The sequence below is a fragment of the Anoxybacillus flavithermus genome, assembly GCF_002742685.1.
GTDB classification, from domain to species: domain Bacteria; phylum Bacillota; class Bacilli; order Bacillales; family Anoxybacillaceae; genus Anoxybacillus; species Anoxybacillus flavithermus_E.
Window position 1 is genome coordinate 1 of record NZ_PEDM01000036.1, and the last position, 26656, is coordinate 26656.

General features: G+C 37.6%; 16 protein-coding genes, 10 tRNA genes, 1 rRNA gene, 2 pseudogenes and 1 riboswitch. Of the genes and pseudogenes, 3 read left to right on the forward strand and 26 right to left on the reverse strand.

The window, feature by feature from the left end; all coding sequences use genetic code 11:
• Positions 1-259 precede the first annotated feature (259 nt).
• Together CS060_RS12240 and CS060_RS12245 are read right to left on the reverse strand one after the other, a co-directional pair.
• Entirely contained in the window at positions 260-1480 is a 1221-nt protein-coding gene (locus CS060_RS12240) for an MFS transporter (protein WP_069201713.1), read from the reverse strand.
• 95 nt (positions 1481-1575) lie between these two features.
• Positions 1576-4641, reverse strand: coding sequence for an amino acid adenylation domain-containing protein (locus CS060_RS12245; protein ID WP_180271092.1), 3066 nt, complete (start codon positions 4639-4641; stop codon positions 1576-1578).
• 273 nt (positions 4642-4914) lie between these two features.
• A riboswitch (cobalamin riboswitch) is annotated at positions 4915-5104 on the forward strand.
• Between the two features lie 140 nt (positions 5105-5244).
• Between CS060_RS12245 and metE the strand changes: the two genes are divergently transcribed.
• Both metE and CS060_RS12255 read left to right on the forward strand, forming a co-directional pair.
• Positions 5245-7515 (forward strand): 5-methyltetrahydropteroyltriglutamate--homocysteine S-methyltransferase, encoded by a 2271-nt coding sequence (gene metE, locus CS060_RS12250; protein WP_035046487.1) that lies wholly within the window; start codon positions 5245-5247, stop codon positions 7513-7515.
• The gene (locus tag CS060_RS12255; RefSeq protein WP_035046489.1) at positions 7506-7946 is read left to right on the forward strand and encodes an acyl-CoA thioesterase; all 441 of its coding nucleotides are present in this window, start codon (positions 7506-7508) and stop codon (positions 7944-7946) included. The genes metE and CS060_RS12255 overlap by 10 nt, the downstream gene beginning before the upstream one ends.
• A 332-nt stretch (positions 7947-8278) precedes the next feature.
• On the opposite strand, the pseudogene CS060_RS12260 reads toward CS060_RS12255, so the two are convergent.
• Positions 8279-8650 (reverse strand): annotated as a pseudogene (locus CS060_RS12260) (ISL3 family transposase); the annotation flags it as partial.
• Positions 8651-9425: 775 nt separating this feature from the next.
• Here CS060_RS12260 and CS060_RS12265 point away from each other — a divergent pair.
• Positions 9426-10655: pseudogene (locus CS060_RS12265) on the forward strand (IS110 family RNA-guided transposase).
• A gap of 242 nt (positions 10656-10897) precedes the next feature.
• On the opposite strand, the gene CS060_RS12270 reads toward CS060_RS12265, so the two are convergent.
• The 23 genes from CS060_RS12270 to rrf all read right to left on the reverse strand — a co-directional run bounded on the left by CS060_RS12270 (position 10898) and on the right by rrf (position 26485).
• Positions 10898-11557, reverse strand: coding sequence for an ABC-2 transporter permease (locus tag CS060_RS12270; protein WP_099669014.1), 660 nt, complete (start codon positions 11555-11557; stop codon positions 10898-10900).
• 53 nt (positions 11558-11610) lie between these two features.
• Positions 11611-12477: an ABC transporter ATP-binding protein gene (locus tag CS060_RS12275; protein WP_099669015.1), complete on the reverse strand. Its 867-nt coding sequence runs from the start codon at positions 12475-12477 to the stop codon at positions 11611-11613.
• A 65-nt stretch (positions 12478-12542) separates the two neighbouring features.
• Positions 12543-14249 (reverse strand): ABC transporter ATP-binding protein, encoded by a 1707-nt coding sequence (locus tag CS060_RS12280; RefSeq protein WP_069201726.1) that lies wholly within the window; start codon positions 14247-14249, stop codon positions 12543-12545.
• A 396-nt stretch (positions 14250-14645) separates the two neighbouring features.
• The gene (locus tag CS060_RS12285; RefSeq protein ID WP_099669016.1) at positions 14646-16031 is read right to left on the reverse strand and encodes a PqqD family peptide modification chaperone; all 1386 of its coding nucleotides are present in this window, start codon (positions 16029-16031) and stop codon (positions 14646-14648) included.
• Positions 16032-16283: 252 nt separating this feature from the next.
• Positions 16284-16406, reverse strand: a complete 123-nt coding sequence (locus CS060_RS14350; RefSeq protein WP_255350587.1) for a hypothetical protein — start codon at positions 16404-16406, stop codon at positions 16284-16286.
• 733 nt (positions 16407-17139) lie between these two features.
• Entirely contained in the window at positions 17140-18942 is a 1803-nt protein-coding gene (gene glmS, locus CS060_RS12290) for a glutamine--fructose-6-phosphate transaminase (isomerizing) (RefSeq protein WP_035048764.1), read from the reverse strand.
• A gap of 391 nt (positions 18943-19333) precedes the next feature.
• The gene (glmM, locus tag CS060_RS12295) at positions 19334-20677 is read right to left on the reverse strand and encodes a phosphoglucosamine mutase (protein WP_035048766.1); all 1344 of its coding nucleotides are present in this window, start codon (positions 20675-20677) and stop codon (positions 19334-19336) included.
• A gap of 19 nt (positions 20678-20696) precedes the next feature.
• Positions 20697-21929 carry a CdaR family protein gene (locus CS060_RS12300; protein WP_035048775.1) on the reverse strand — a complete coding sequence of 411 codons (1233 nt, stop codon included), beginning with the start codon at positions 21927-21929 and terminating at the stop codon, positions 20697-20699.
• A complete protein-coding gene (cdaA, locus tag CS060_RS12305; RefSeq protein ID WP_035048780.1) occupies positions 21922-22743 on the reverse strand; it encodes a diadenylate cyclase CdaA in 822 nt (273 codons plus the stop codon). Before cdaA ends, CS060_RS12300 begins: the two co-directional genes overlap by 8 nt.
• 63 nt (positions 22744-22806) lie before the next feature.
• Positions 22807-23421, reverse strand: a complete 615-nt coding sequence (locus CS060_RS12310) for an anti-sigma factor family protein (RefSeq protein ID WP_035048781.1) — start codon at positions 23419-23421, stop codon at positions 22807-22809.
• 20 nt (positions 23422-23441) lie between these two features.
• On the reverse strand, positions 23442-24005 hold the full coding sequence (sigW, locus tag CS060_RS12315) for an RNA polymerase sigma factor SigW (RefSeq protein WP_035048782.1): 564 nt from the start codon (positions 24003-24005) through the stop codon (positions 23442-23444).
• Between the two features lie 122 nt (positions 24006-24127).
• Positions 24128-25024, reverse strand: coding sequence for an arginase (gene rocF / locus CS060_RS12320; RefSeq protein WP_035048783.1), 897 nt, complete (start codon positions 25022-25024; stop codon positions 24128-24130).
• 146 nt (positions 25025-25170) lie between these two features.
• Positions 25171-25243 (reverse strand) — tRNA-Ala (locus CS060_RS12325).
• A 1-nt stretch (position 25244) separates the two neighbouring features.
• Positions 25245-25319, reverse strand: a tRNA-Gly gene (locus CS060_RS12330).
• A 6-nt stretch (positions 25320-25325) separates the two neighbouring features.
• A tRNA-Lys gene (locus CS060_RS12335) sits at positions 25326-25398 on the reverse strand.
• Positions 25399-25570: 172 nt separating this feature from the next.
• Positions 25571-25645: transfer RNA gene (locus CS060_RS12340), tRNA-Gln, on the reverse strand.
• Between the two features lie 18 nt (positions 25646-25663).
• Positions 25664-25748 (reverse strand) — tRNA-Tyr (locus tag CS060_RS12345).
• Positions 25749-25753: 5 nt separating this feature from the next.
• A tRNA-Thr gene (locus tag CS060_RS12350) sits at positions 25754-25829 on the reverse strand.
• A gap of 59 nt (positions 25830-25888) precedes the next feature.
• A tRNA-Val gene (locus tag CS060_RS12355) sits at positions 25889-25964 on the reverse strand.
• 8 nt (positions 25965-25972) lie between these two features.
• A tRNA-Glu gene (locus tag CS060_RS12360) sits at positions 25973-26044 on the reverse strand.
• A 15-nt stretch (positions 26045-26059) separates the two neighbouring features.
• A tRNA-Thr gene (locus tag CS060_RS12365) sits at positions 26060-26132 on the reverse strand.
• Positions 26133-26134: 2 nt separating this feature from the next.
• Positions 26135-26209: transfer RNA gene (locus tag CS060_RS12370), tRNA-Asn, on the reverse strand.
• Between the two features lie 159 nt (positions 26210-26368).
• A 5S ribosomal RNA gene (gene rrf, locus CS060_RS12375) occupies positions 26369-26485 on the reverse strand.
• Positions 26486-26656 lie beyond the last annotated feature (171 nt).

Sequence of the window (26656 nt, forward strand, 5' to 3'; positions counted from 1 at the left end):
CAAATGAAGATAAATCGCTTGGTAGCGTTCATATGCTCGTTTACTTTTTGCTTCTTTCATGGCAGTGGACAACTTTTCGATCTCGTCTTTGTGATTCGGCATCGTATTTTTTCTCCGTTCCCCTATTTTCTCCCTTACTTATTCGCTGTGGAACGGGAGAAAACCTTTATTTCAATTGATATAGAATAAAAAACAACATTGTTAGTCCATAGGGCATTTCGAATAATACAAAACTTGACACACTGCGTGAACAAAAGTCTTAAGCCTCCATTCGTTCTCGGGAGGTACGCTCATATCTCAAAACACTTTTGTTAAAAAATAGAAGGATAACACTTAAAACTATACCTATCCCTATTATAGGCAATAGTCCTTTATAGAAATAATCACCTAAAAAACCGAAAATCGTATTTCCTATCGGCATAAAAATTATCGCAATTGTAAATATAAAAGAAAATACCCTTCCTAATAGCTTCTTATCAATATTAGTCTGTATATAAGTGAAAAAAAGAACATTAAATCGTGTTAAGAAAAAACCAAAGAAGAAAATTACTCCATATAATACATAGAGATTACTGAAGAATATCAATAAAATAAAAACACTGCCACATAGAATTAATTCTCTAGAAATATGAACTAACTGAGATTTACCTTTAGAAAAACTTAAAAGGAAAGCCCCTATAATTCCCCCTAATGCTTCCGATGATAGGGCTAGGCTATAGACAGTACTATCTTTGTATAAAGAATTAACTAACACAGGCAAAATTATGTTATAACCCGCTATAAAAAAATTTACTAGGGATACGGCTATAAGTAACCTTATCAATAATGGCTCTCTTCTTACATACTTAAAACCTTCAACAAAATCTTTGAAATATGACCTTTCTTTATTGGATTGGATATAACTATATTTAATAAAAAATTCCATAAAAGCAGATATTAAAAAGGAGACACCGTTAATTATAAATATCGCGCTTATACCAATAAAATCTAGAGAAAATAACCATGCGCCTACTATTGGCCCTGAAACTTTAATTATTTCCGAAGATGTCGTTAAATAGGAGTTAATTGTTTTAATTCGATTCTCATCAATAATCTCAGGAATAATTGCTCTCATTGTAGGCGAAAACAAGGAAAAGGAAACACTCAATGCAATATTCACTGCTATAACTAAAGGAATGTTCACATTTCCGTCATCGACAAAAAATCCTAATATTATACACACTGATCCAGCTATAATATCCATTACTATCAGTATGTTTCTTTTATTGAGACGATCTGAAATCACCCCACCAAAAAGATTAATAAGTACTGATGGAATTAAACTAATAGCTGTTACAACACCTAAAACTTTTGCACTACTAGTCACATCCACAATCCACCAATTCAAAGCCATCGCAAAGATTACACTCCCCAGCTGAGATGTGGAGTTACCAAACAAAACAAGAAATTCATTCCTACTAAGCATAATATCACCTATCATCAATTGTTTGTCTTATAAATATAGAGGTATATAACTCTGCCTGTTTCTAAGGATCAGACAATTCCTCATTAAACAGACAGAGTTAAATAATTGCATCACGATCTAAAGTTATGGATACTACTAAAAATGCGTTCCTCGGATACATGAAGATCTTTATACATTTCCTCGTTTAAGTTAGCTGGCTTGTTTAAAAACGCAATATAAATATGGTCTTTTGTTGAAAAAGAAGTGATAAAAAAAGGATTATCTTTCAAAGCACTTAAGTTTCTTCTCGTTTCTTCTAATGATTCTAACATGACATTTAATTGCTCATTTTTAATTGTTCCTAAGTAGTTTGTCTTAGCAACCGGGTTGATACCGTAAAGATGGTATAAGTCTTTATGGGTTTCGCTCATATTTGGAAAACCTTTTGCAAACAGATAAATCGGATTGAATCCATCTCTATACATGGAACAAACTTCTTCCATCCTATTTTTAAATTCCTCAAATGTTTCTTCCGGTTTTCCTAAAAGAACCATCGAAGTATGATAATCACCAATACAATTACTGAAATCTAAATCTTTATATTTCCTGATGTTAACGATTGTTTGATAGATGAACTCTTTTTGTCCAATAACCCTAGATAGAATCTGAGTACTGATATAATTCATTTTATCGATTATATCGAATGTTGTTCTGAGTTTACTATCAAAATGAAACTTCAATACTAACAAATCATCACTACTTTGTACTCTCGCCCTATTGACATTGACTTTTAGGAGTTGTTTTGTGTAATCACAATTACTAATAGACTCTAATTTATTTTTACTATCCATAAACTCTATGAAATCTTTATATTCCGGCCTACTTTCTAATTTATGACCGTTTAATACATTCATAAATTGTTTAATCAAAATGTGTTTGTTAGATAAGTCTGCGATGTTGTGAGATAACACAAACACCACCATATACTTTTGATGTAATTCGAAAATTGCAACAGTATATAGTAGCGCATCTAAAGGATTGTTTAAGACGACTTCTGCCATCGTTTTCGTGAGTTCTTCAACGAATGAGATTGCAATATCATGTGAATATTCAGACAGATTAAATAATGGTATTTCATAGCTATCCATATCTAATTTAACCTGTTTAAATACAATCTGTTCATTATCCACAGATATGACAGACCTTAATAATTCATTAGATAGAATAATATCTTTACAACCTTGGATAATCTTTTCCATTTTAAAATCTTTTTTTACGTCAATTTTGATGTCAATGACACTATTAAAATTATCTTTAATGTAATTCTTTTGGTGATAATATACTGGATAAACTTTCTCTATTGCACCTAACAATTTATTATTCTTATAGTATGACCTAGAGACTTGCGATTTTATATGATCGATGTCAATATCTTCATTTGCATTTCGAACCTGTTTAGTTATTTCATTTTCCTGCTCTAACCTATTTTCTATATAACTTGCTAGTTCACTAACATTTTGGTGATTATATAAAACAGATTCGTCTAAATTAATGTTATAATAATTCTCTAACTCTATAATTACAGATATGACATCTAATGAATCACCACCTAAATCAAAGAAGCTGTCATATAAAGACATACGATCTATATTTAAAGTTTCCCTGAATATACGTAAGATGTTTTTCTGCGTATCGGTAACAACATTTTGAATAACATTTGATGGAACGTCAGTATCACCATAATAAGACATAAGCGCCTTCGTATCTATTTTTCTGTTAATCGTTAGTGGAAATTGATCTATTTGTTTATAAAAGTTCGGAATCATATATGAAGGCAAAAAGTTTTTCAAAGTCTTCTTTATATCATCGGATTCGATTGCTTTTTTCCCTTGATAAAAGCAATAAAGTTTATTGTTTTTATATAACACCTTAACCATGTTTATTTCTTCTATTTCTTTCAAAATAATATCTTCAATCTCCCCTAATTCTACGCGAATCCCATTTATTTGAACCTGATAGTCTTTCCTTCCTATGAACTCTATATTTCCATCGCTTAATCTTTTAGCATAATCCCCCGTCTTATAATATTTTTTCCCATCTATAAATAGGAATCTCTCGTCATTGATAGTAGGTAAATTCAAATATCCCTCAGCAACTCCCTCACCGGAAATATACATCTCCCCCTGCGTATCTATTGGTACCTCCATTCCCTTGGAGTCTAAAATTTTAATTTGTACCCCATCAAGCTCTTTTCCGATCGGAACACTTAAACGATTAAAATCATGATCAATTCTATAACGTGTTGCATATACTGTACATTCAGTTGGACCATATAGATTTTCAATACAAACATTTTTTAAATACTTCATAGCTTTATGAGCAAGGGAAACTTTGAACTCCTCACCTGCTACCATTAAATATTTCAAATTTCTATCTAATTTATCGATATCATCCTTATTTAATTTATCTAGCATCAAATTTAAAATCGCAGGCGAGAGTGCCATATGTGTTACTTTATGAACTTCTATTAAATGAGCCAGTTTTCTAAAATTACGTGAGTTCTCTTGTGTTGGTATTACTAAAGCTCCCCCACCGTAAATCCAGCCAAAAATTTCAACAACGGAGACATCGAAGGTGAATGGTGTCGATAAAATATACTTGTCATCTCTAGAAACTGGATAGTATTTCTGCATGTTATTGAGTATATATTCTAAATTTGAATGCGAGATTTTAACACCCTTTGGCTTTCCTGTACTTCCAGAAGTGTACATTAAATAAGCTAAATTTCCATTTATTTCATCAAATAATTGTGAGTAATCCGACGTAATAACATTTCTAATATCAATTTGTTTAACGTTTACATTTAACAGTTCATCCGTATTTTTTAAAATAATTTTGCTATTCGAATCCTCTATTAACATATTGATGCGATGAACTGGATATTCTGTAGATATAGGTAGATAGGCAGCACCTACCTTTAATACTCCCAAAATACTTATAATCATTTCTGGACATGGGGGCATATAAATTGGAATAAAAGCATTTGTATTATAATTATTTTTATATAAATAGTTTGCCAACTTTGATGATAGCTCATCTAATTGTTTGTAAGTCATTTTCTGATCTTCGTATATAATAGCTGTAGCTTCAGGTATTTGCGAAACTTTATCTTTGAATTTTGCTAAAACGTTGCTCAAACAAATCACGCTCCTAAACTAATAATTATTTTTTATTTTTATAAAAGTAAATTTAACCCACAAAAACATTTATTTACAGATCACTTTATGTAAAAGTATAACAAAAGAAAGAAAAATTCAATAATTTTCAATATAAAATTAACCAATAAAATATGAATATTAACTCAAAATAAAAATATACCCATTTATCATTCTGTCACGCCCCTCACACGAAAAAACATTTCAGTTGAAAAAAACAAAAAGTTCGTTTATTCTGAATTTTATACAATAACATAATAAGTTCACGCAACAGGTGATTCACACATGCTGTGAATCTTAAAAGGGAAGTTTGGTGAAAATCCAACACGGTCGCGCCACTGTGATGCAGAGCTGTTTATCACAATCCACTGTTTCATTTGAAATGGGAAGGAGATAAACAGCGATGAAGCTAAGTCAGGAGACCTGCCTGTTGTATGCACTTACGACCTACGCGTCATAGGGAGGAGTGAGGACATATGATCTTGAGGCACTTCATGTATCTCAATACGAGCTAGCTATGCCCTCCTTCTGTTGAAAGAGGGTTTTTTGCTTGAATTGAGATATGAATAACTGGAGGTGCTTAACTTGTTCATTCGTAGTTCAAATGTAGGATATCCGCGCATTGGTGAAAAAAGAGAATGGAAAAAAGCATTAGAATCTTTTTGGAATGGGCAAATAGACAAAGAGCAATTCATAAAAACAATGGAAGCGATTCGACTCGATTCGATTCGTAAACAGCTAGAGAAAGGAATTGATCTCATTCCAATCGGAGATTTTTCTTTATACGATCACGTGTTAGATACAGCATTTATGTTTGGGTATATTCCAGAACGATTTCAACAAATAGACGATGCGCTTGAGCAATATTTTGCGATGGCACGTGGGACAAATGGGCAACATGCGCTTGAAATGACGAAATGGTTTAATACAAATTACCATTACATCGTGCCTGAAATTGGACAAACAAAGCCAAGATTAGTGGAGAATCGCCTATTGAAAGAATACAACCTTGTAAAAGAAACATTCGATTTAGAAACAAAACCTGTGTTGCTTGGACCGATTACGTTTCTTTTGCTTTCTAAGCAATACGAGCGACACGAGTGGCGCAAACATCTCGCACAATTAGTTCCTGTTTATGTGGAATTATTCAAACAACTAAGCGAAGCGGGCGTGTCATTCGTCCAAATCGATGAACCGATTCTCGTTCAAGATATAGATGATGACATAGTCGATACATTTCGTGATGTATATGAAGTTTTTCATCGCGATGTACCAAATATAAACCTTATTTTACAAACATATTTTGATAGCGTATCGCATTATCGTGAAATCGTTGCTTTACCTGTCGCAGGCATTGGGCTTGACTTTGTACATGATAATGGCGAAAACATGAAAAACATAAACACCTATGGATTTCCGAAAGATAAAATATTAGTTGCTGGGATTGTAGACGGTCGCAATGTATGGAAAAGCTCGCTTGCACAAAAAGCGACGCTCCTTCACCATCTAGCAAACGTTGCTGAAAAACTCATTATTCAACCGTCTTGTAGCTTACTGCATGTTCCTGTCACGACAAAACATGAACATACATTGCCGACGGAGCTTGCTGGGGCTTTATCATTTGCCGATGAAAAATTAGATGAGATACGTATGTTGACAGAGTATATGAACGGAAACGTAACGATCGACGAGCTAATCAAATACGATGAACAAACAAACGTTTATTTCGCCAAACTTCACCACGAACAAGAACAAACAGCCGAAACCGTTCCGGTAAGCCGCGTGCCTTACACCGAACGACGAAAAGCACAACAAGGCCATTTACAACTTCCGCTGTTGCCGACAACGACGATTGGAAGCTTCCCGCAAACGAGCGACGTGCGCCAAGCTCGGATGAAGTGGAAAAAAGGCGAATGGAACGACAATCAATATAAGTCGTTTATAAAGAAAGAAATCGCAAAATGGATCGACATTCAAGAGCAACTTCAGCTCGATGTGCTTGTCCATGGCGAATTTGAGCGTACAGACATGGTTGAGTTTTTCGGTGAAAAGCTACAAGGGATGGCATGCACGACAAACGGCTGGGTGCAATCATACGGCTCGCGTTGTGTGCGCCCGCCAATTATTTTTGGAGATATTGCTCATTTATATCCAATGACTGTAGAAGAAACGGTGTATGCTCAGTCGCTGACAAATAAACCTGTGAAAGGAATGCTGACAGGTCCTGTGACAATGTTAAACTGGTCGTTCGTTCGCGACGATATTTCACGCAAACATGTGCTGATGCAGCTCGCCCTCGCCATTCGTGAGGAAGTATTGCAGTTAGAAAAGGAAGGCATACGCATCATTCAAGTCGATGAGCCAGCGTTACGGGAAGGATTGCCGCTCAAAAAAGAGAAACATGCATCATATTGGGAAGATGCCGTTATGGCGTTTCGTCTCGCTACCTCATCGGTGAAAGAGGAAACGCAAATTCATACACATATGTGCTATTCACAGTTTGAACATATGATGCATATCATTGATGAGCTTGATGCGGATGTCATTTCCATTGAATCGTCACGAAGCCATGGTGAACTTGTTTCATCATTTGAAACATATGAGTATCAAAAGGAAATTGGCTTAGGGGTGTACGACATTCATAGTCCACGCATTCCGACAAAAGAAGAAATAAGTGAGCAAATCGAACGGGCACTTCGGGTTCTTCGTCCAGAACAATTTTGGGTCAATCCCGATTGTGGATTAAAAACGCGAAAAGAAAAAGAAGCAATTGCCGCACTCAAAGCGATGGTGGAAGCCGCACACGAATATCGCAAGCGACTCTTAGCTTACGGAGGGATGAAGTCATGGAAGTGAGCGTCGAGCAGTCGAAAACGATTCAAACACGGCTCGTATTGCCTTCTGATACGAACCATCTCGGCACGATTTTTGGTGGTACCGTTTTAGCTTATATTGATGAAATTGCGGCAATATCCGCTATGCGCCATGCACGAAAAGCAGTCGTTACCGTTTCGATTGACAAAGTTGATTTCATTTCGTCCGCGAAAGTAGGCGATATTTTAAAGCTTGAAGCATTCGTCTACTCGACCGGACGCACATCCATGAAAGTATTCGTCAAAGTCGAAACAGAAGATTTATTTACAGGCGAACATCACTTAACAACCACATGCTTTTTAACAATGGTCGCCATCGATCAAAACAAAAAACCGACGCCTGTTCCAAAAGTCATCATTAGCGAACAGGAGGAACAAATCGTACAACTGTATCAGCAAAACAATAAGGTATAAATATTTATACCCATGGCGCTAGTCGAGAGCTAACGCCATGGGTTATATTCATTTGTTTATCTATGCCAATGCGATAATATGAGAATAATAGTGATTGTTTTGACGAACAGGCTCTTTAAGTCTATTTTTTTATTTTTTATGTTAGCGAAGTTGCTCATCTACAGAAATTTAGATGAAACTGCATTTTCAATATCTGTCCATTCCCCATTAATTGCAGTTAATATTTTATCTTGTGGACTTTCTAATACAGTTTTTTGATTAATCATATTCGAAAGTAAACCCATGTTTACCAATCTTAGGTTCATCACCAAAAGATGTACTTGCATCTGCCATTAAAGTATGTTAGCTGTTTCTAGACGAACCCGCAATGCAAAACGATGGATATTTCTGTATCCGTATCCCCGACGTTTGATTAGCTTGATCTTGTTATTCGTTCCCTCCATTTTTCCATTCGAATAAGGTGACAATATGCACGATATGATTTCATCTGTTCGTTTGACAAGCGATTTTGCGATGGCGCGTACAGCCAAACAAGGACAACATACATATCGGTGAATCCAAGCCTCCAAACGTCGTTTCGCCTGTTGCTCGTCTTTGCTTTTAGACACATAGCGAAAATGTTGGAGAGATTGGTAGACAGACTTTAAGTAATCGCTTTCCCATTTCCGTACGATTTGGCGTTCTTCCTCCGTCAAATTATCTGGTAAATTGATGAACTCTTTGATAAACGGAGAGTACATGCGAATTTTCCTCTAATGGTTTGGTTTAGTCACCTTTACCATACAGGAAAATTCGCATTTTTTGTACCCTCTATTTTCTCTATGCACACCAATCTTAAATCATCAAGTACAACTTGTGGTGAAGAGCCTTTATGAATCCTATAAAACTCATTCATTACCCTTAATTGAATGTAAAAAAAAGTATATACCACATATAAAAGGGAACACAGCCAAAAAGTTTCTATCTAATATTTGAGCTACCGCAACAATTATAAAAATAATCGCTATTATGAATGATTTTTTTCCACGGATCATTATTTAACTCTCCTCGTATAGTATGTTTAGAAAGATTTTTTAATCGAATTTCCAGTTTGTTTGGTATGCTCCTTGACAATCGCATATTCTTGGGTGACTTGCCCACGGGGGAGGGGCGCCCCTCCCCCGTGGGTCGCAAACCTATTTCACAAACATCGGGGTTGGACTTTTCGCGATGTTCTTGGATAATGATCTTAAGGATCATCGGGGACACTCTTCTTCCTCCTGTAGCCTTGACTACTCGTGAAGTCTGTCTCCCCGGATCCTGTTCGGACGTCTAACCCCGAGGCTCGACGTTGGCTTCCCATGCTGGAAGGATCAGCTTCCAGGCAGCCCATAGCCCAACGTGAGTTCTCATACGCGAGGGTGACTGGTCAACAAGCGCGGTCCGGGGCATCCCGAAGAGTCCCAACCCCACGATCCTACTACGATTGGAGGTGATCTCATGAAACTCTACGTCGGGATTGACGTGAGCTCAACGGACTTATACACGTGTATCATGGATCAAGAAGGAAACACGTGCGCGCAATTTAAGACGGATAATCATCTGCTTGGCGCGACCTTCCTTCGCGATCAAATCCTCCTGTGGGCCAACAAGCTCCAACCATCCGAAATTCTCATCGGGATGGAAGCTACTTCGGTCTACAGCTGGCATCCAGCGATGTTTTTCCACCAACAGGAGGAGCTGAAATCTTGGAATGTCAAAGTGTTCACTATCAATCCAAAGCTCATTCGCAAATTTAAAGAAGCGTACACGGACTTGGATAAAACGGACGGCATCGATGCGTGGATCATCGCCGATCGGCTTCGCTTTGGCCGTTTGAAAGTGACAGCTGTCATGCAAGAACAGTTTATCGCCCTTCAACGGCTCACGCGCATGCGCTATCATCTCGTCCATCAGCTCACTCGAAAAAAGCAGTACTTCCTCCAACACTTGTTTTACAAGTGCAGTTCCTTTACCCAAGAGGTGGACAGCTCCGTTTTCGGACATGCCATCTTAGAGCTTCTTCTCGAGTCATTTAGCTTAGACGAAATCAGTCAGGCGGACGTGCAACAGCTCGCTGACTTCTTGCGCCAAAAAGGACGCAATCGCTTTGCCGATCCGGAATGCATCGCCAAGTTCATTCAGAAGGCGGCTCGTTCGTCCTATCGGCTTTCCAAATGTGTCGAGGATTCCATCGACTTGCTTTTAGGCCTATCGATTCCATCCATCCGTAGCCTTCAAGCGCAAATCAAAGAGCTAGATAAAGTGATTACTCGCCATTTGGAAGGCATTCCAAATACGTTACAAACGATTCCTGGCATCGGACCTGTTTACGCTGCCGGTATCTTAGCCGAAATTGGACAAATCGATCGCTTTGACAACCAAGCCGCCTTAGCAAAGTATGCAGGTTTGACTTGATCCAAGCACCAGTCCGGTCGGTTCCAAGCCGAGGAGACGTCCCTCATTCGTTTCGGCAATCGCTATCTCCGTTACTACCTAGTGGAGGCTGCCAACTCGGTACAACGGCATGATGCGTCGTTTCGCACCTATTATCGGAAGAAGTATGAGGAAGTACCAAAGCACCAACACAAACGAGCCCTCGTCCTCACCGCTCGAAAACTCGTGCGTGTGATCGATGCGCTGCTACGCAACGGTCAAATCTACACGCCAAGAAAGGGGGAAGATCGATAGGGATATCGATCTAACTGATTTTGCATCAAAACCAAGTTAATGACATCGGACAAGACTGGGCTTCTTAAGTATTGCCTTTTTTCGGATCATCGGACAATCAAATTTCCAATTTCGATGATGTTTCACCTTGACATATTACCGCAGGACTTTTTTAATTAATGTTTGTTTATAAAGCGACATTAGATAAACTGATGATTTATTTTTTTTTATTATTCCTATGTCGGTTCTTTAATAATTAAATTTTAAAAATCTTTGTTTGTAAAAATATTTACTGTAAAAATGTAAGAGACTAAAGTAACACTAATTGCAATAATAGAAAAGGAAATAATCGGTTTGTCTATTATGATAGAGAGAACACCATTAGCCTTATTAGATGATAAAACCTTTCCCACTGCATTTGTCATAAGGAAAAATGATACAATTCCAATTGAGCTTGCAACACGAAATCCAAACTTGTAATGGAGTGGATAGAAAATAGACGTCAAAAGATATGTGAAACATAATGAAAGCAACAATACTTTAATATCGAACAATTGATTAAAAGTCATACTTGTATCAACTACATTCATTAAAATAATACGTATCAAAATATAGGAAGTATATGAAAATAACCACCATATGCTAATCATTATGTATTTTGCATTTATAACAGAGCGTCTCGTAACGGGTAAACTGAGAATAAGCCTGTTTTGATTTTTCTCACTCTCTCCCGTATTAAAGTTTGTATAAGTTACCATGAAATAAGCAATAAATGCTATACTTAAGCTGTATATTACGATCGCAATCAGATTTGAGCCTGAGATATTTTTGCCCATTGAAAAAAAATAGAGTAATAATAATAAAGGTGAAAAATAGGCAATTTTTTTTTGGGTATATAAATCTTTTAAAATTAAACGAAGCAAGGTATATCTCCCCTTTCTCTCAACCTTTGAAATTATAAATCCAAGAGGATTTCCTATTTGTTATTATTAGATTTCACTAAATAATACATTATTTCTTCTAATGAAGGTTTTTTAAAGCTTAAGTTGTACTTTGAAATGATTTTTGTCGCCCTACTAGTTTCAAAAAATGCCTCAAATCCGAGCAATGTTTCCTTGAGTGATATGGGTTGGAAGGCCTGGACTACTTCTTTAAGATTCAATGACCCTGTTATTATTACATAATGTTCAAGTAATTCTTTTATTTTTTTACAAAAAAGAATTTTCCCATCAAGAATGAATGTAATGAAATCAGCAACCTGTTCTAAATCAGTTGTAATATGTGTCGAGAAAAAAATCGATCTATCTTTATTTTTGATAATATCTTTTAAGATATCCAATAGTTCTCTTCGGAAAATCGGGTCAAGCCCTGTAGTCGGTTCATCCATAATGATCAATTCTGCATGATGAGAAAGAGCTACAGCTAAGGCAAACTTCATTTTTGTTCCCTTTGACAAATGTTTCATTGGTTTTGTTAGAGGAATATTAAACTCGTTGACATATCGGTAAAAAATATCATCATCCCACGTGTCGTAGAATAACGAGACAATTTTTTTATTTTTTTCCACACTTAAATCCTCAAAAAAGACATCTTGATCATAGACAAACCCAATGCGCTGCTTTAATGCTTTCAGATTTTTATAATAATCTACACCAAACATCTTAACATTACCACTGTCAATATGTACGAGATCCATAATACAGCGGATCGTAGTGCTTTTACCTGCACCGTTTGGACCAATAAAACCCATGATATAGCCCTTTTCGAGAGAAAAGCTAACATTTTGTAAAGCAAAACCCTGAAACACTTTACACACATTGTCCAATTCCAAAATGTTCTCCAATTTTCGTTCCTCCCTTTATTATCAAAAGTGAAAAGGTTAGATAAATTGGTCTGGCTTATTATTTTTTAAGCCATTCCTCTTATTATCTCATGTTCAATAGCACGTTCCGTTTGTTCTAAAGAAGGTTTATCATGTTGTAACTGTATTATTTTATTTATAAATTGTAGCCCTTCCTCCTGATGTGAAATTATTATTAAAATATTACAAAAATCACTCTCTTTGAGTATTTCCAAAATAAGTTTTTTTGTGTCGGCATCCAAATTAGATGTTGCTTCATCTAGAATAATCAAATCCCTTTTTTTAATAATAGCTCGTAGAAAGGCAATTATTTGCGCTTGCCCACCAGAAATACCTGAACCATTTTGTACTATTTCTGTCTCTAACCCTTTTTCAAGTCTATTTATATATTCTGTTAAGTGGTATTTGTTTATTAAGTTAATTACGTCATCTTTTGTTTTATCTTTTTGTCCATATAGAATGTTGTCTAATACAGTTCCTTTAAAAAGAAATATGTTTTGAGAAACAATTCCTATTTTTTCTCTAATTGATTTTTTATCGATTAAAGCTAAATCTTTTCCATTAATTAAGATGCTTCCTGATGTAGGTGAATATAATCCAGTTATTAATTTAATTAAGGTAGTTTTACCTGAACCATTAACTCCACGTATTAGAGCTTTATCTCCCTTCGAAATATCAAGGCTCAAATTATTTATAATTAAATCACTTTGATCATTATATTTAAAATCAACTTTATTAAATGTTATGGTCTCAATCGATTCATTCAAAGGTTGACATCTTTCGGAATCTTCACTGTCTAATGTTAAAAACTCTTTAATTCTTTCTATACTTACAAGGATAGGTTTCAAGGTTATTTCTAAACTACCCAAAGATTGAGTAGTGGCAAGAAGTGTAGTTAAATATAAAGAAAACGATGTGTAAATGCCAATAGTCAATTCATTTCGCAAAATTAATATTCCTGAAACCAGCAAAACTAAGACTGTAACAAGATTGTTAGTTAATACTATATTCTGCACAAAAAGTATAAAATGTAAGTTTTGTTTTATAACACTCTTTATCGTGTCTTTTAATTTACATTTAAGTTTCCTTATTTGTGCATCCTTACCATTTAGCATTTTTATATCTTCAATTCCGTTAAGCATTTCATAGACTTCACCATTTAATATGGCAGAGGTTTCATAAACATTTGTTGTACTTTTGGATATCTTTCGAGATGAATTTCTTGATATAAAATAATAAATCGGTACAATAATTATGACTAATATAGTAAGTTTGACACTTAGACTAATCATTATTACTAAAGAAAAAAAGAAATCAAATATTCCTATAAAGGTTCCCAAAAATGTCGGAGAAAACAATGTTGCTATATTACCAGATTCTGATATTCTACCAAGAATATAACCTTTTTCTTTTTTATTTAAAAAGCTTAATGGAGCGTCTATAACCTTATTTACCATAGATATTCTAAGTTCATTGACAACATTTTGCTGGACTTTTGTAAAAAAATACTGATAAACTATAGATAAAATGTATCTAATGACATAAATTAATGCTAAAATTAAGGTGATTTTATACAGTTCGGAATAGCCTTTTTTGGTTAATAAAGCTCTATCAATTACCTGACCTACAAAATAAGGTATTGGAGAAGTTATCAACGAAGAAATAATCATCCCAATTATTCCAATAATAAGCCAGAATTTTGACTTTTTTAAAATAGGAAATAAAAATGATATGCTTTTATAATGTTTAAACATATGCTATTACCCCTTTTTATGTCAATGGTTAGCAATATCCTTTTAACTGGTTCATCACCACAAGATGTACTTGATGAGTGATACTTTTTCCTGAACAGGAATATGAAAAAATCATTAATTTGCTGATTCTTCCTCACAAGCGTCATTAGAGCGTGTTATAAAAAATCAAGTACAACTTTTGGTGAGGATCCTTTTAACTCTATAATTTCCAATTCCGCCTCATCATCGAAAATGAAAAAACGTATCTTGACGTTTTTGTATCAAAATGCTTGGAAATCGAAACACATACAAACAAAAGTATGTGTCTCGATTAAAAAGGAAATATTTTTAAATAAACACTATCATATATACTTTTATGACAAATAATATTTATTTCTAAATTTAGGTTAAGATTTTTTACAGATCTTCAAACGTTAATTTCTCTTTAATTAAAGCTGGGACTTTATTTGCATACCATAAACATTTATCTCCCATTTTCTTAGCTTTAACAAGTCCTCTTAATATACAAGCACTACAAAAATACTTGTGATCACAATTTGCACATTCTATAGAATCAATTTGTGGCGAACGTAAATTAAAAAAGCTATTAATGTATTCTGAATTATCATCATAGATGTCTTTAATGTTACTTTTGAATACATTTCCAATATTAATCCTGAAATATTCCATATTATCCATTGTACAGATTTTTATATCACCATTAGAAGAAATTACACAATGAGATGCTACACATCCACAATTTTTATTTTTACTACGATCACCTTCTATTATTGATAAAAAATTACCGTATTTTCGATGAATTCTTTCTAGCCTTTCTTCTAATTTTATTGCATCTTCCTCATTAATGAATAAGTCTCTATCAGATTTCTCTGCTCTACCTAATTCAACAACAGGTGAAACTCCAAAATGTTTAATACCTAAGTTATGAACCCAGTCTGCTATCTCTTCAATCTCATCTATATTTTTACGAGTAACTATTGTTGCTATCCGCATTTGCACGTTATTTTTTGCTAAATCTTTAATATTCTTTTTAATTTTATCTAAAGTATTTGGGACTTTAGTAAACCATGTTAAATAATTGTCATCTAAACTATGGAGATCAATTTGTATAAATATTCTTGACTTGTTTTTTATAACTATATCTTTAATTTCACTTGTAAGTGCTAATCCATTTGTTAACAATGAAATTTGGTCAAACTTTAAATCAACCGCATGCAATAATATTTCTTTTATTTTTGGATGAGTTGACATTTCGCCACCAGTAAGCTCAACTATTTTAACTCCCATATTTTTTAAGTCACTTAATAGTGATGTCGCTTCGTCTAAACTCATAACTCTATGTTTTACATTTCCAAAATCACCATAACAATGTAGGCATCGCAAATTACATTTATTTGTTAATTCAATAGATGCCACAGTAGGATAAATAGTACTTTCATCTACTAAATATACAGGTGTCTTTTTTGGATAATCTTGAGTATTAACCTTTAAATTATACGTATCTGACATATTGTATAAAAAATATTTTACTTTTTCATCAATACTACTAAAACTTTCGTTATATTTTGACGATAAAGAAGATATTATTTCGTTGTATGTTTTTGTACCATCTATTAACTGAATTATTTCAGCAGCTGTGTCATTTAATGTAAACATCTGAATATCTTCTCTATTCGGCATACCCTCAATATTATCCTTTTTAACCAATATTATTGTATTATTAGGATATCTTCTAAGTTCCAACCCATCACTCCAATATATGTATTTATTCAATTTAATCATCCCCCAAAAACATTTTTACTTTAAAAAATATGCTCTTTTATCATGAACTTAGTATTAAAAAAAGATAACCCTGTACTCTCGATTAATCTGTTGTATGAAACATATTTTCCTAGATGGAGTTCCACTAGTGTTCTATTAGTTTAATTCGCAAATTGTTTTTATTTTTTATACAATGCTACTGTGAAGCTACATAAAATTGAAAGTACAGGGTACATAACTACACATCCAACTCGGAATTTCTTTATATTCCAATTACTCTGCTGTATTTAATCCAGAAAGGGCAGAAATAAGTGTTAGATATGTGACAGTACATGCAGCACAAGCTAAACATCCCCAGCAAGTAATTCCATTAGGTTGTACTTCAGGTTTATTCATGATCTCCCCCCTTTTAACTGTTATTAAAATCTATGAACCGGTTCATGAATAAATCTATCAAACACAATTCAAAAATTTTGTCGTAATTTGTCAAAAAGCATTAAATGTCAATTATTTTTCACATTATTCAAAAATTCTTCTTTCTTATATACACATTAAAATTACCTCTTTTTACTCCATTTATTTCACTTTTAACATGATTAAGTTCAATTATTTTTTTCCAAAAATAGAAGTTTTAAAATTCCCCAGAAGATCCTCATTGATCCTCTCCATTCTTCTTATTGGAGCCTTTTTCCCCCTTTAGGTTGAAAATCATATAATAATGCAGTAATCACTCTAACATCGTTGCTGCAAAAACTGAATCCCACTCGACTTTCCCACATTTCCCAAAGCTTTTGTTGGGAGTGATGATTAATCAGAACATGCTCCTATTGCCGAACAATAAGTAATGAGCGCTGTGGTCGCTTAAATCAAACTGAACAAAATTCAATTGATTAAATTGAACAGTTTTTTTTACCAGTTAAAAACGCGCACTTTACATGGAATGGTGTACATGATAACCTCGCTTCATAGGGCAGATTCTTATTATTGCCTGCTTTCTGTGAAAAATCCTGCATGCAGACGATCCGTGTCAAATGGCAATGATTTCGCTCGATTTTCCAATAAAAAACACACGTCCGATTACATACATCGTAATCCATGACGTGTGTTTTTTTATCATTTCTTCTAAGCTTTACTCCACCGTTACCGACTTCGCTAAGTTGCGCGGTTTGTCGACGTCGCAGCCACGGTGTAATGCCGCATAGTAAGCAATTAATTGCAATGGCACGACAGACGCAAGCGGTGTGAGCATCGGATGAACGGCTGGAATGACGAAACGGTCGTCCTCCATGTCTAATCCTTTCATCGAGATGATGCACGGATTGGCACCGCGAGCGACAACTTCTTTGACGTTCCCGCGAATGCTTAAGTTGACATGTTCTTGTGTCGCTAGAGCAATCACTGGTGTGCCATTTTCAATTAAGGCGATTGTGCCGTGCTTCAATTCTCCACCTGCAAAGCCTTCTGCTTGAATGTAAGAAATTTCTTTTAGCTTTAATGCGCCTTCTAATACGACATAATAGTCAACCGCGCGACCGATAAAGAAGCAGTTGCGCGTTGTCGCTAAATACTCGCGCGCAATTTGTTCCATTTCATGTTTTGCATCGCAAAGTGTATCCATCGCATTGGCGACAATGCCAAGCTCTTTCGTCACATCAACATCTAGCGCCATTCCTTTCGCTTTAGCAGCTACCGCAGCTAACATGGCAAGCACCGCAATTTGTGCTGTATATGCTTTCGTTGATGCAACTGCGATTTCTGGTCCAGCATGAAGAAGAAGCGTATAGTCTGCTTCGCGCGATAATGTCGAGCCTGGTACGTTCGTAATCGTTAATGATTTATGACCAAGCTCTTTCGTGCGCACAAGCACCGCGCGGCTGTCCGCTGTTTCTCCGCTTTGTGAAATATAAATAAATAACGGTTTTTCCGATAAAAGCGGCATGTTGTAAGAAAATTCGCTTGCGATATGCACTTCGACAGGGATTTTCGCCCAGTTTTCCATTAATTGTTTACCGACCAATCCAGCATGATAGCTCGTACCGCAGGCGACGATATATAAGCGATCCGCTTCATTGACTGCTTGCACGATTTCTTCGTCAATCGCTAGCTCGCCTTGTTCGTTGCGATATTTTTCAATTAAACGGCGAATGACAAGCGGTTGTTCGTCAATCTCTTTTAACATGTAATGTGGATACGTTCCTTTTTCAATATCGCTTGCATCCAATTCCGCCACATATGGCGCGCGCTCTACCACTTCACCATTTAACTTTTTAATCGTCACTGTTTCTTTTGTAACGATCACCATTTCCTTATCCATCAACTCAACATATTGGCTCGTCACTTGCAACATCGCTAATGCGTCGCTTGCGACAACGTTGAACCCTTTGCCTAATCCGGCTAAAAGCGGGCTTTTATTTTTCGCCGCATAAATGACACCATCATTTTCTGCATCAATTAAAGCAATCGCATATGAACCTTTCAATAGCGAAAGCGCCTTACGAAACGCTTCTTCTACCGATAATCCGTCGTTTACAAACGTTTCAATTAACTGCACAATGACTTCTGTATCTGTATCACTTGTAAACGACACATGCGCTAAATAATCACGTTTTAACAATTCGTAGTTTTCGATCACACCATTATGCACAAGGGTAAAGCGACCAGATGCGCTTTGGTGTGGATGGGCATTCACGCGGTTTGGCACGCCATGTGTCGCCCAACGTGTATGACCAATGCCAAGCGGTGCGTCTACATCTTCTGCGACAATCGCACGCAAATCCGCAATTCGTCCTTTTTCTTTAAACACATGTACACCAGTGTCGTTCAATAACGCAATCCCTGCAGAGTCATATCCACGATACTCTAATTTCTCTAATCCGTACAATAAAATTTCTTTTGATGGTTGTTCACCAATATAACCAACGATTCCGCACATAACAAGTCCTCCCTAATCATAGGGGCAAGAAGGGGCTCTTGCCCCTTTAAATGTTTAATTGCGATGAACGTTCTTTCCTTTGTGCAAAGAGTCGCCTCTTTGTTTTAAGAAAGAACTTGCGGCTGTCATCGCCTCAGCCGGGAGGCATCCGCCGAACACTCGATAAACCTCCTCCTCGTCAACTAAGCTTTTTTCCCGTCCAAAGCTTAGTCCAGGCGCTTTTGTAAAATTTGTTTTCCACTATCCTCCTTCCATGTAAGATGTCAAACAACAATAGTTTACAACAACAAAGAGGCAAACGTCAATGTGTATCGCTTACCCCTGTATAAACAAAATATGCATAAATGGAATAAACCGTTCCATTTATGCATATTGTTTACTGAACACATGATTATGCGCCAAAATGCTCACGTATAGCAGACGCAATTCGTTCAACGTATTGATCGCAAAGTTCATCGGTTGGTGCTTCTGCCATCACGCGAACGAGCGGTTCCGTACCAGACGGACGAACGAGAATACGACCGTTTCCAGCCATCTCTTCTTCTACTTCGCGAATGACACGCTGCACCTCTTCGCTTGCGATCGCTTCATGTTTATCTGTGACTTTCACGTTCACTAGTTTTTGTGGATATTTTTTCATTTCCCCCGCTAGTTCAGAAAGCGGCTTTTTCGTCATTTTCATAATGTTGACAAGCTGTAACGCCGTTAGTAGCCCATCTCCTGTCGTATTGTAATCAAGGAAAATAATATGCCCCGATTGTTCTCCACCTAAATTGTAGCCGTTCTTTTTCATTTCTTCGACGACGTAACGGTCGCCGACAGCTGTTTGTACACTTTTGATTCCTTGCGCTTCAAGCGCTTTATAAAAACCAAGGTTGCTCATGACCGTTGAGACGACCGTTTGATGTTTCAAGCGCCCTTGTTCATGTAAATATTTTGCGCAAATATACATAATTTGGTCACCATCAACGATTTGACCGTTTTCATCAACGGCAATCAACCGATCACCGTCACCATCAAACGCTAACCCTACATCTGCCCCTTTTTCCTTCACAAATGCCGCTAACGCCTCCGGATGTGTTGAGCCGACACCGTCGTTAATATTTAACCCGTTCGGTGATGCACCCATCGTAGACACATCGGCATCTAAATCAGCAAATAAGTGCGTTGCTAATGACGATGTCGCACCGTGCGCGCAATCAAGCGCGACGTGAATACCTGAAAAATCTTCATCTACTGTTTGCTTTAAATATTGTAAATATTTTTGTCCGCCTTCAAAATAGTCGTTTACTTGCCCTAAATCTTTCCCGATCGGGCGCGGCAACGTATCTTGTTCACTATCGAGAAGCGCTTCAATCTCTAACTCTTGTTCATCAGAAAGCTTAAAACCGTCTGGTCCAAAAAACTTAATTCCGTTATCTTGGACAGGGTTATGCGAAGCGGAGATCATGACCCCTGCTTGTGCGCCTAAAGCTTTTGTCAAATACGCTACACCCGGTGTAGAAATAACACCGAGGCGCATCACTTCTGCCCCGATGGAGAGCAGTCCAGCTACAAGCGCTCCTTCAAGCATATGACCAGAAATGCGCGTATCGCGACCAATTAATACTTTCGGGCGTTCTTTATCTTTCGTTAATACGTAACCGCCAAAACGACCAATTCGAAAAGCTAATTCTGGTGTTAATTCACTATTGGCAATCCCTCGCACACCGTCTGTTCCAAAATACTTACCCATGCTATCGCTCCTTTTATAGTTACTCATTTCTTGTAATACGAATCGTTGCTTCTTTTTGTGGTAGTCTCCATCGAACGTTTTGAGGTCCATTGACTTCAATTGGAACGTTATGTTCTCCAATGCCTAATTCACTAACATTTAAGTATACCTTAATATCTTTCAATTGAATATCATTCAGTACACGTTGAGCCCCTAAAGCCGTTAGCGTAATATTTCGATCAGCAGGATCGATAAATTCAGCCTTGTATGCGTCGTTTAGTCCAATGATTTCAATTGGAACTTGATCAAACGTTCTCTCTTTTTCTTGTTCAATTTCAATTAAAATTGTAACTTTTGCTGGATCTACAGCTTTCACTCCTTTTGGAACAGGTACATCAACTTGTAAAGTAGTATTATCTGTAATATCGCTTAAATCGACTTCCATGCCACTAATAAACTCGATATCGTCGATCTTTGCTTTTGGTCCAAAAATCGTTACTTCGCTCGGAATGACTTCCATTTTGACAATGCTTAATCCTTCTCGTAACGTTCCTTTTCGTTCAATTTTTAAAGGAACGGTTTTACTTGGGCTTTTAATCGGCACAGTAATATCGACAATGGATGGTTCCACATCAAGCGGTAACACATTTCCTTCTTTATCATACACCGTTACTTTCGACTCTCGCTCAATCGTTTCTTCGACTCCTTTTAAGTCTACACGTGCCTTTACTAATGCCACTTTATCAATTAATGTTTTTGCTCCCGTCACTTTCACAACATTTGGCTTGACAATTGGCTGTTCTGGTGAATAACCTTCTGCAATTTGTGATTTATTAATAAAATCGACTTCCACAGAAAAATCTCTTGACACACGCTCGTCAATTGTCACAGTAATTGTCGCTGGATCAATGGTAACGCGTAATTTTTCAGAAATATTTCGGTATTTCAAAGGGACGGTATGCTGACCAATTGACAATTTAGATAAATCTACATACACTTCAAAATCTCGTTGCAGCTTTGTTGGCGTGACGATACTTTTCGGTCCTTCAAGCATCACGTTAACCGATTGAGGAATGCCAGAAACAACAAGGTTTTCTTGATCGTAATACGCTACGACTGGGACGTCCGTCACCGTTTCAACATCCGTTTGTCCAACCGTATTTCGTGACATACTATTCGATTGTGTTTCAATATTAACTGAAACGTAAATCATAAGCGCTAACAACAAAGAAAAAATGCGTATAAACCATGGGCTATTCATCCATTTATCCACTTTTTTTCGCCCTCCACTGCCAACGAGATGAAGAAGTTGCTTTCGGTTGAACGAGCTCCTTCGTCAGCAATTCTCGTAATACATCTAATTTTAAATCTCGGTAAAGCTCCCCATTTTTCGTGACAGAAATTGCTCCTGTTTCTTCGGACACAACAACGGTAATGCTGTCTGTCACTTCACTAATACCCAATGCAGCGCGATGCCTTGTGCCAAGTTCTTTAGAAATAAATGGGCTTTCCGACAGCGGCAAATAACAAGATGCCGCAGCAATTTGATTTTTTTGGATAATGACAGCTCCATCGTGAAGTGGTGTATTCGGAATAAAAATGTTAATGAGTAATTCTGATGAAACGTGCGCGTGTAATGGAATGCCGGTTTCAATATAATCGCCCATTCCTGTTTCTCGTTCAATAGAAATAAGGGCACCGATCCGCCGTTTTGCCATGTACTCTGTTGCTTTTACAATCGCTTCGATCATATGCGTTTGTTCTTCCTCTTCAGGGGTCGTACTTCGCGAAAACAGTTTTCCTCTTCCTAGTTGTTCAAGGGCTCGGCGTAATTCCGGTTGAAAAATAATGATGATAGCTAAAAAACCCCATGTAATTGCTTGGTCCATCAACCATTGCAATGTGCTTAATCCAATGAAGCTACTTACAATTCGGACAAGAATAATGACAATAATTCCTTTAAGCAGTTGCACCGCTTTCGTGCCGCGCACAACCATAATGAGCTTATAAATGACAAACCAAACGACAAGAATGTCCACAAACTTAATGAGGTAATTTACAAATGTCGGGAGCTCTCCAAATGGCATTCTTACACTTCCTTCACTCATTCTAATTGCTCTCACATGTAAAAAAGCCATCAATATGGATGGCTATTTCGTTAATGTTTTGGCGATATTATAACCGACTCTTTTTACATTATACCAAATCCAATCAAATACTTCATTAACTTCTTCAATTTGTCCGGTTACTTCACCGGCAGCAGCTAAATATTTATGACCGTTAATGACCGTCACATCGCCATGCACTTCTCCCTCAATTTTAATATCACCGTTTCGGACAACAATATCGCCTTCAACAATTTTCCCTTCTGGTACGATGACCGTATGATTTTGAACAATTAAATGTTCTTGTTTAGAAAATGAAAATTCATTATCCTCTTGCCAAACTGCCCATAAACTGCTCGTGCTTAGCAAAAGGAACAACGAGGCGGCAGTCAGAAACGGATGATGAGTAAACCATCGTTTCCAACGCACACGCCGTTTTTCACGAGGTAAATTATACATCACTTTTTTAACGAAATCGTCTGGAGGGGTGAAGTGGGAAACATTTTCGACAAACGCCACCGTTTTTTCCAATGCATAAAAATGCTCTCGACATGCTTCACATTGTTGAATATGGTTGCGCAATCGTTGCTCTTCTTCTTTTTGAATGTCTCCGTCTAAATAATCATGCATCCATTGAACGATTTTTTCAGAGCATGGCATCTGTCTCACTCCTTTTTTCATCATAAATGGCCTAAATGTTTACGCAATGCTTCACGACCACGATGAATACGCGTTTTCACTGTACCAATTGGCAAGTTTAAAATGTCACTAATTTCTTGCAGTGATAGCTCGTCAATATATTTTAAGACGATGACCGTGCGATATTTTTCTGGTAGCTTTAAAATCGCTTCTTGTACCATTTGTTGTAACTCTAAACTTTCTAACGCATCTTCCGGAGAAGTTCCCTTATCTGCAATCTGAGAGTACATCGTGAGCCCGTCTGTCCCTGACACTTCTGCATCTAAATAAACATCGGGCTTTTTTTTACGCATGCGGTCAATCGATAAATTTGTTGCAATACGATACAGCCAAGAAGAAAACTTCATGGTTGGATCGTATGTATGAATGTTGACATACGCCCGAATAAACGCTTCTTGTGCAGCATCTTCCGCTTCATGACGATTTCCTAACATGCGATAGCACAGTTGATAAATTTTATCTTTGTACATTTCGACAATGTCAGCAAAAGCACTTTGATCTCCTTTTTTAACTGCTTTAATACGTTGCCTAATAAACATGTCCATTCCATATTTACCTCCACATGGGGGCTACTATTTTATACGAATAACATAAAGCAAAGTTCCATAAATCGCAACGAATATGTTAATATTTTTAAAAAAAATGGAGAGGGGCATCATGCCACCTCTCATACAAGCTTCTCACCAAACAATGATCCCATTAAAGCAACAGCGGTTGCAGCTGTTTTATTCCGCTCATCTAAAATCGGATTGACTTCAACAAATTCCGCTGAAGTGATGATTTTTGCCTCAGCTAACATTTCCATTGCTAAATGACTTTCACGGTACGAGAGCCCTCCGATCACTGGTGTTCCAACTCCCGGTGCGTCATGTGGATCAAGTCCATCTAAATCAAGGGACAAATGTACACCGTCTGTTCGCTCTTTTAAATAAGCAATCGTCTCTTCCATCACTCTCGTCATACCTAGACGGTCAACCTCATGCATCGTATATATTTTAATTCCTTTTTCCTTAATGAGTTGTTTTTCCCCTTCATCAAGTGCACGAGCACCGATGATTACAATATTTTCCGGATTCACTTTTGGACTATATCCACCGATCATCGTTAAAGCCGGATGGCCAAGCCCTAAACTTGCAGCGAGCGGCATACCGTGAATATTTCCAGAAGGCGACGTTTCCTCCGTATTCAAATCCCCATGCGCATCATACCAAATGACACCTAAGTTTTTATAATGTTTAGCTACTCCTGCAAGCGTCCCGATCGCAATACTATGATCGCCACCAAGTACAAGCGGAAAACGACCTCTTGTTACAACTTCATCGACCGCAGAAGCAAGTTTTTCATTTGCTTCAGCAACCGCTTTCAAGTTTCGTAATTTTGGATTTGTCACATCTTGAACACGCTCAGCACGACCAATTTGAATATCCCCTAAATCTTCAATATCATGATTTAAATTTTCTAAACGCTCTACTACGCCAGCGTAGCGAATGGCACTTGGCCCCATATCAACGCCACGACGTGTTTGTCCTAAATCCATTGGCACTCCAATAATCGAAATGTTCATCTTGATCTCCTCCCCTTGCTGTATCTAACGTTTATTGTACATGAGGAGAAGCAGTTGGCTCAACTCGACAACTTTTTGAATATTTATTCTATACTAAACAAAACTAAACAAAAAAACCTTAGGTAGTACCTAAGGTTTCGAACGTATGGAGCCTATCGGGATCGAACCGATGACCTCCTGCGTGCAAAGCAGGCGCTCTCCCAGCTGAGCTAAGGCCCCATGGAGCGGAAGACGGGACTCGAACCCGCGACCCCCACCTTGGCAAGGTGGTGTTCTACCACTGAACTACTTCCGCAAACAGTGAGCCATGGAGGACTCGAACCTCCGACCCTCTGATTAAAAGTCAGATGCTCTACCTGCTGAGCTAATGGCTCGTCATAAGAAAGGATTCTAAGTTTTAGATATATGCCCAATCGTACTCTACCTGTCCCTTCCTCTACTAGGCTATTCAAGATGCCAAGCGCGTCGGGACAACTCGCAACAAATTCAGCGGAGCTTTGCTCGTTGCTGAGCTAATGGCTCGTTATAAGTTAAATTATAATTAAATGGCTGGGCTAGCTGGATTCGAACCAGCGCATCACGGAGTCAAAGTCCGTTGCCTTACCGCTTGGCTATAGCCCATCGATCAAATAAAAATCATGGTGGAGGGGGACGGATTCGAACCGCCGAACCCAAAGGGAGCGGATTTACAGTCCGCCGCGTTTAGCCACTTCGCTACCCCTCCGCGGATGGTGCCGGCTGCAGGACTTGAACCCGCAACCTACTGATTACAAGTCAGTTGCTCTACCAATTGAGCTAAGCCGGCAGTTACTTTTGATCGACTACGTTATATTATCCAATTTCCTGTTGTTTTATCCAAATATATGGTGGAGGATGACGGGATCGAACCGCCGACCCCTTGCTTGTAAGGCAAGTGCTCTCCCAGCTGAGCTAATCCTCCATAAAAGATGACCCGTACGGGATTCGAACCCGTGTTACCGCCGTGAAAGGGCGGTGTCTTAACCACTTGACCAACGGGCCAACATACGACACACAAGCTTCCAACCGGGCTTGAACCGGTGACCTCTTCCTTACCATGGAAGTGCTCTACCAACTGAGCTATGGAAGCACTGGCTCCGCAGGTAGGATTCGAACCTACGACCGCTCGGTTAACAGCCGAGTGCTCTACCACTGAGCTACTGCGGAATAAACATGTAAGTGGTTCATACTGCTTAACCATTATTTGAAATAAATTTTACTGCCTCTTCCTCTAATCGCATACTCAATGATGATCGATGCGTCGAGGCAACTCGTAGCTTAATCGACGAAGCATCGCTCGTCACTGAGCTACTGCGGAATAATCTTGCCCGGCAACGTCCTACTCTCGCAGGCGGTGTCCCGCCAACTACCATCGGCGCTGGAGAGCTTAACTTCCGTGTTCGGGATGGGAACGGGTGTGACCTCTCCGCCATCGTCACCGAGCAATAATGCTTTAGACAAATGTTATTATAACGGAATATTTTTTGTTGTCAAGCCTTTTTTATTCCTTCAAAACTAGATAACAGGGCTTGGCTGAACAGTCGCCTTCGCTTTTCTTATGTGTTTAGTTAAGTCCTCGATCGATTAGTATCCGTCAGCTACACGTGTCGCCAC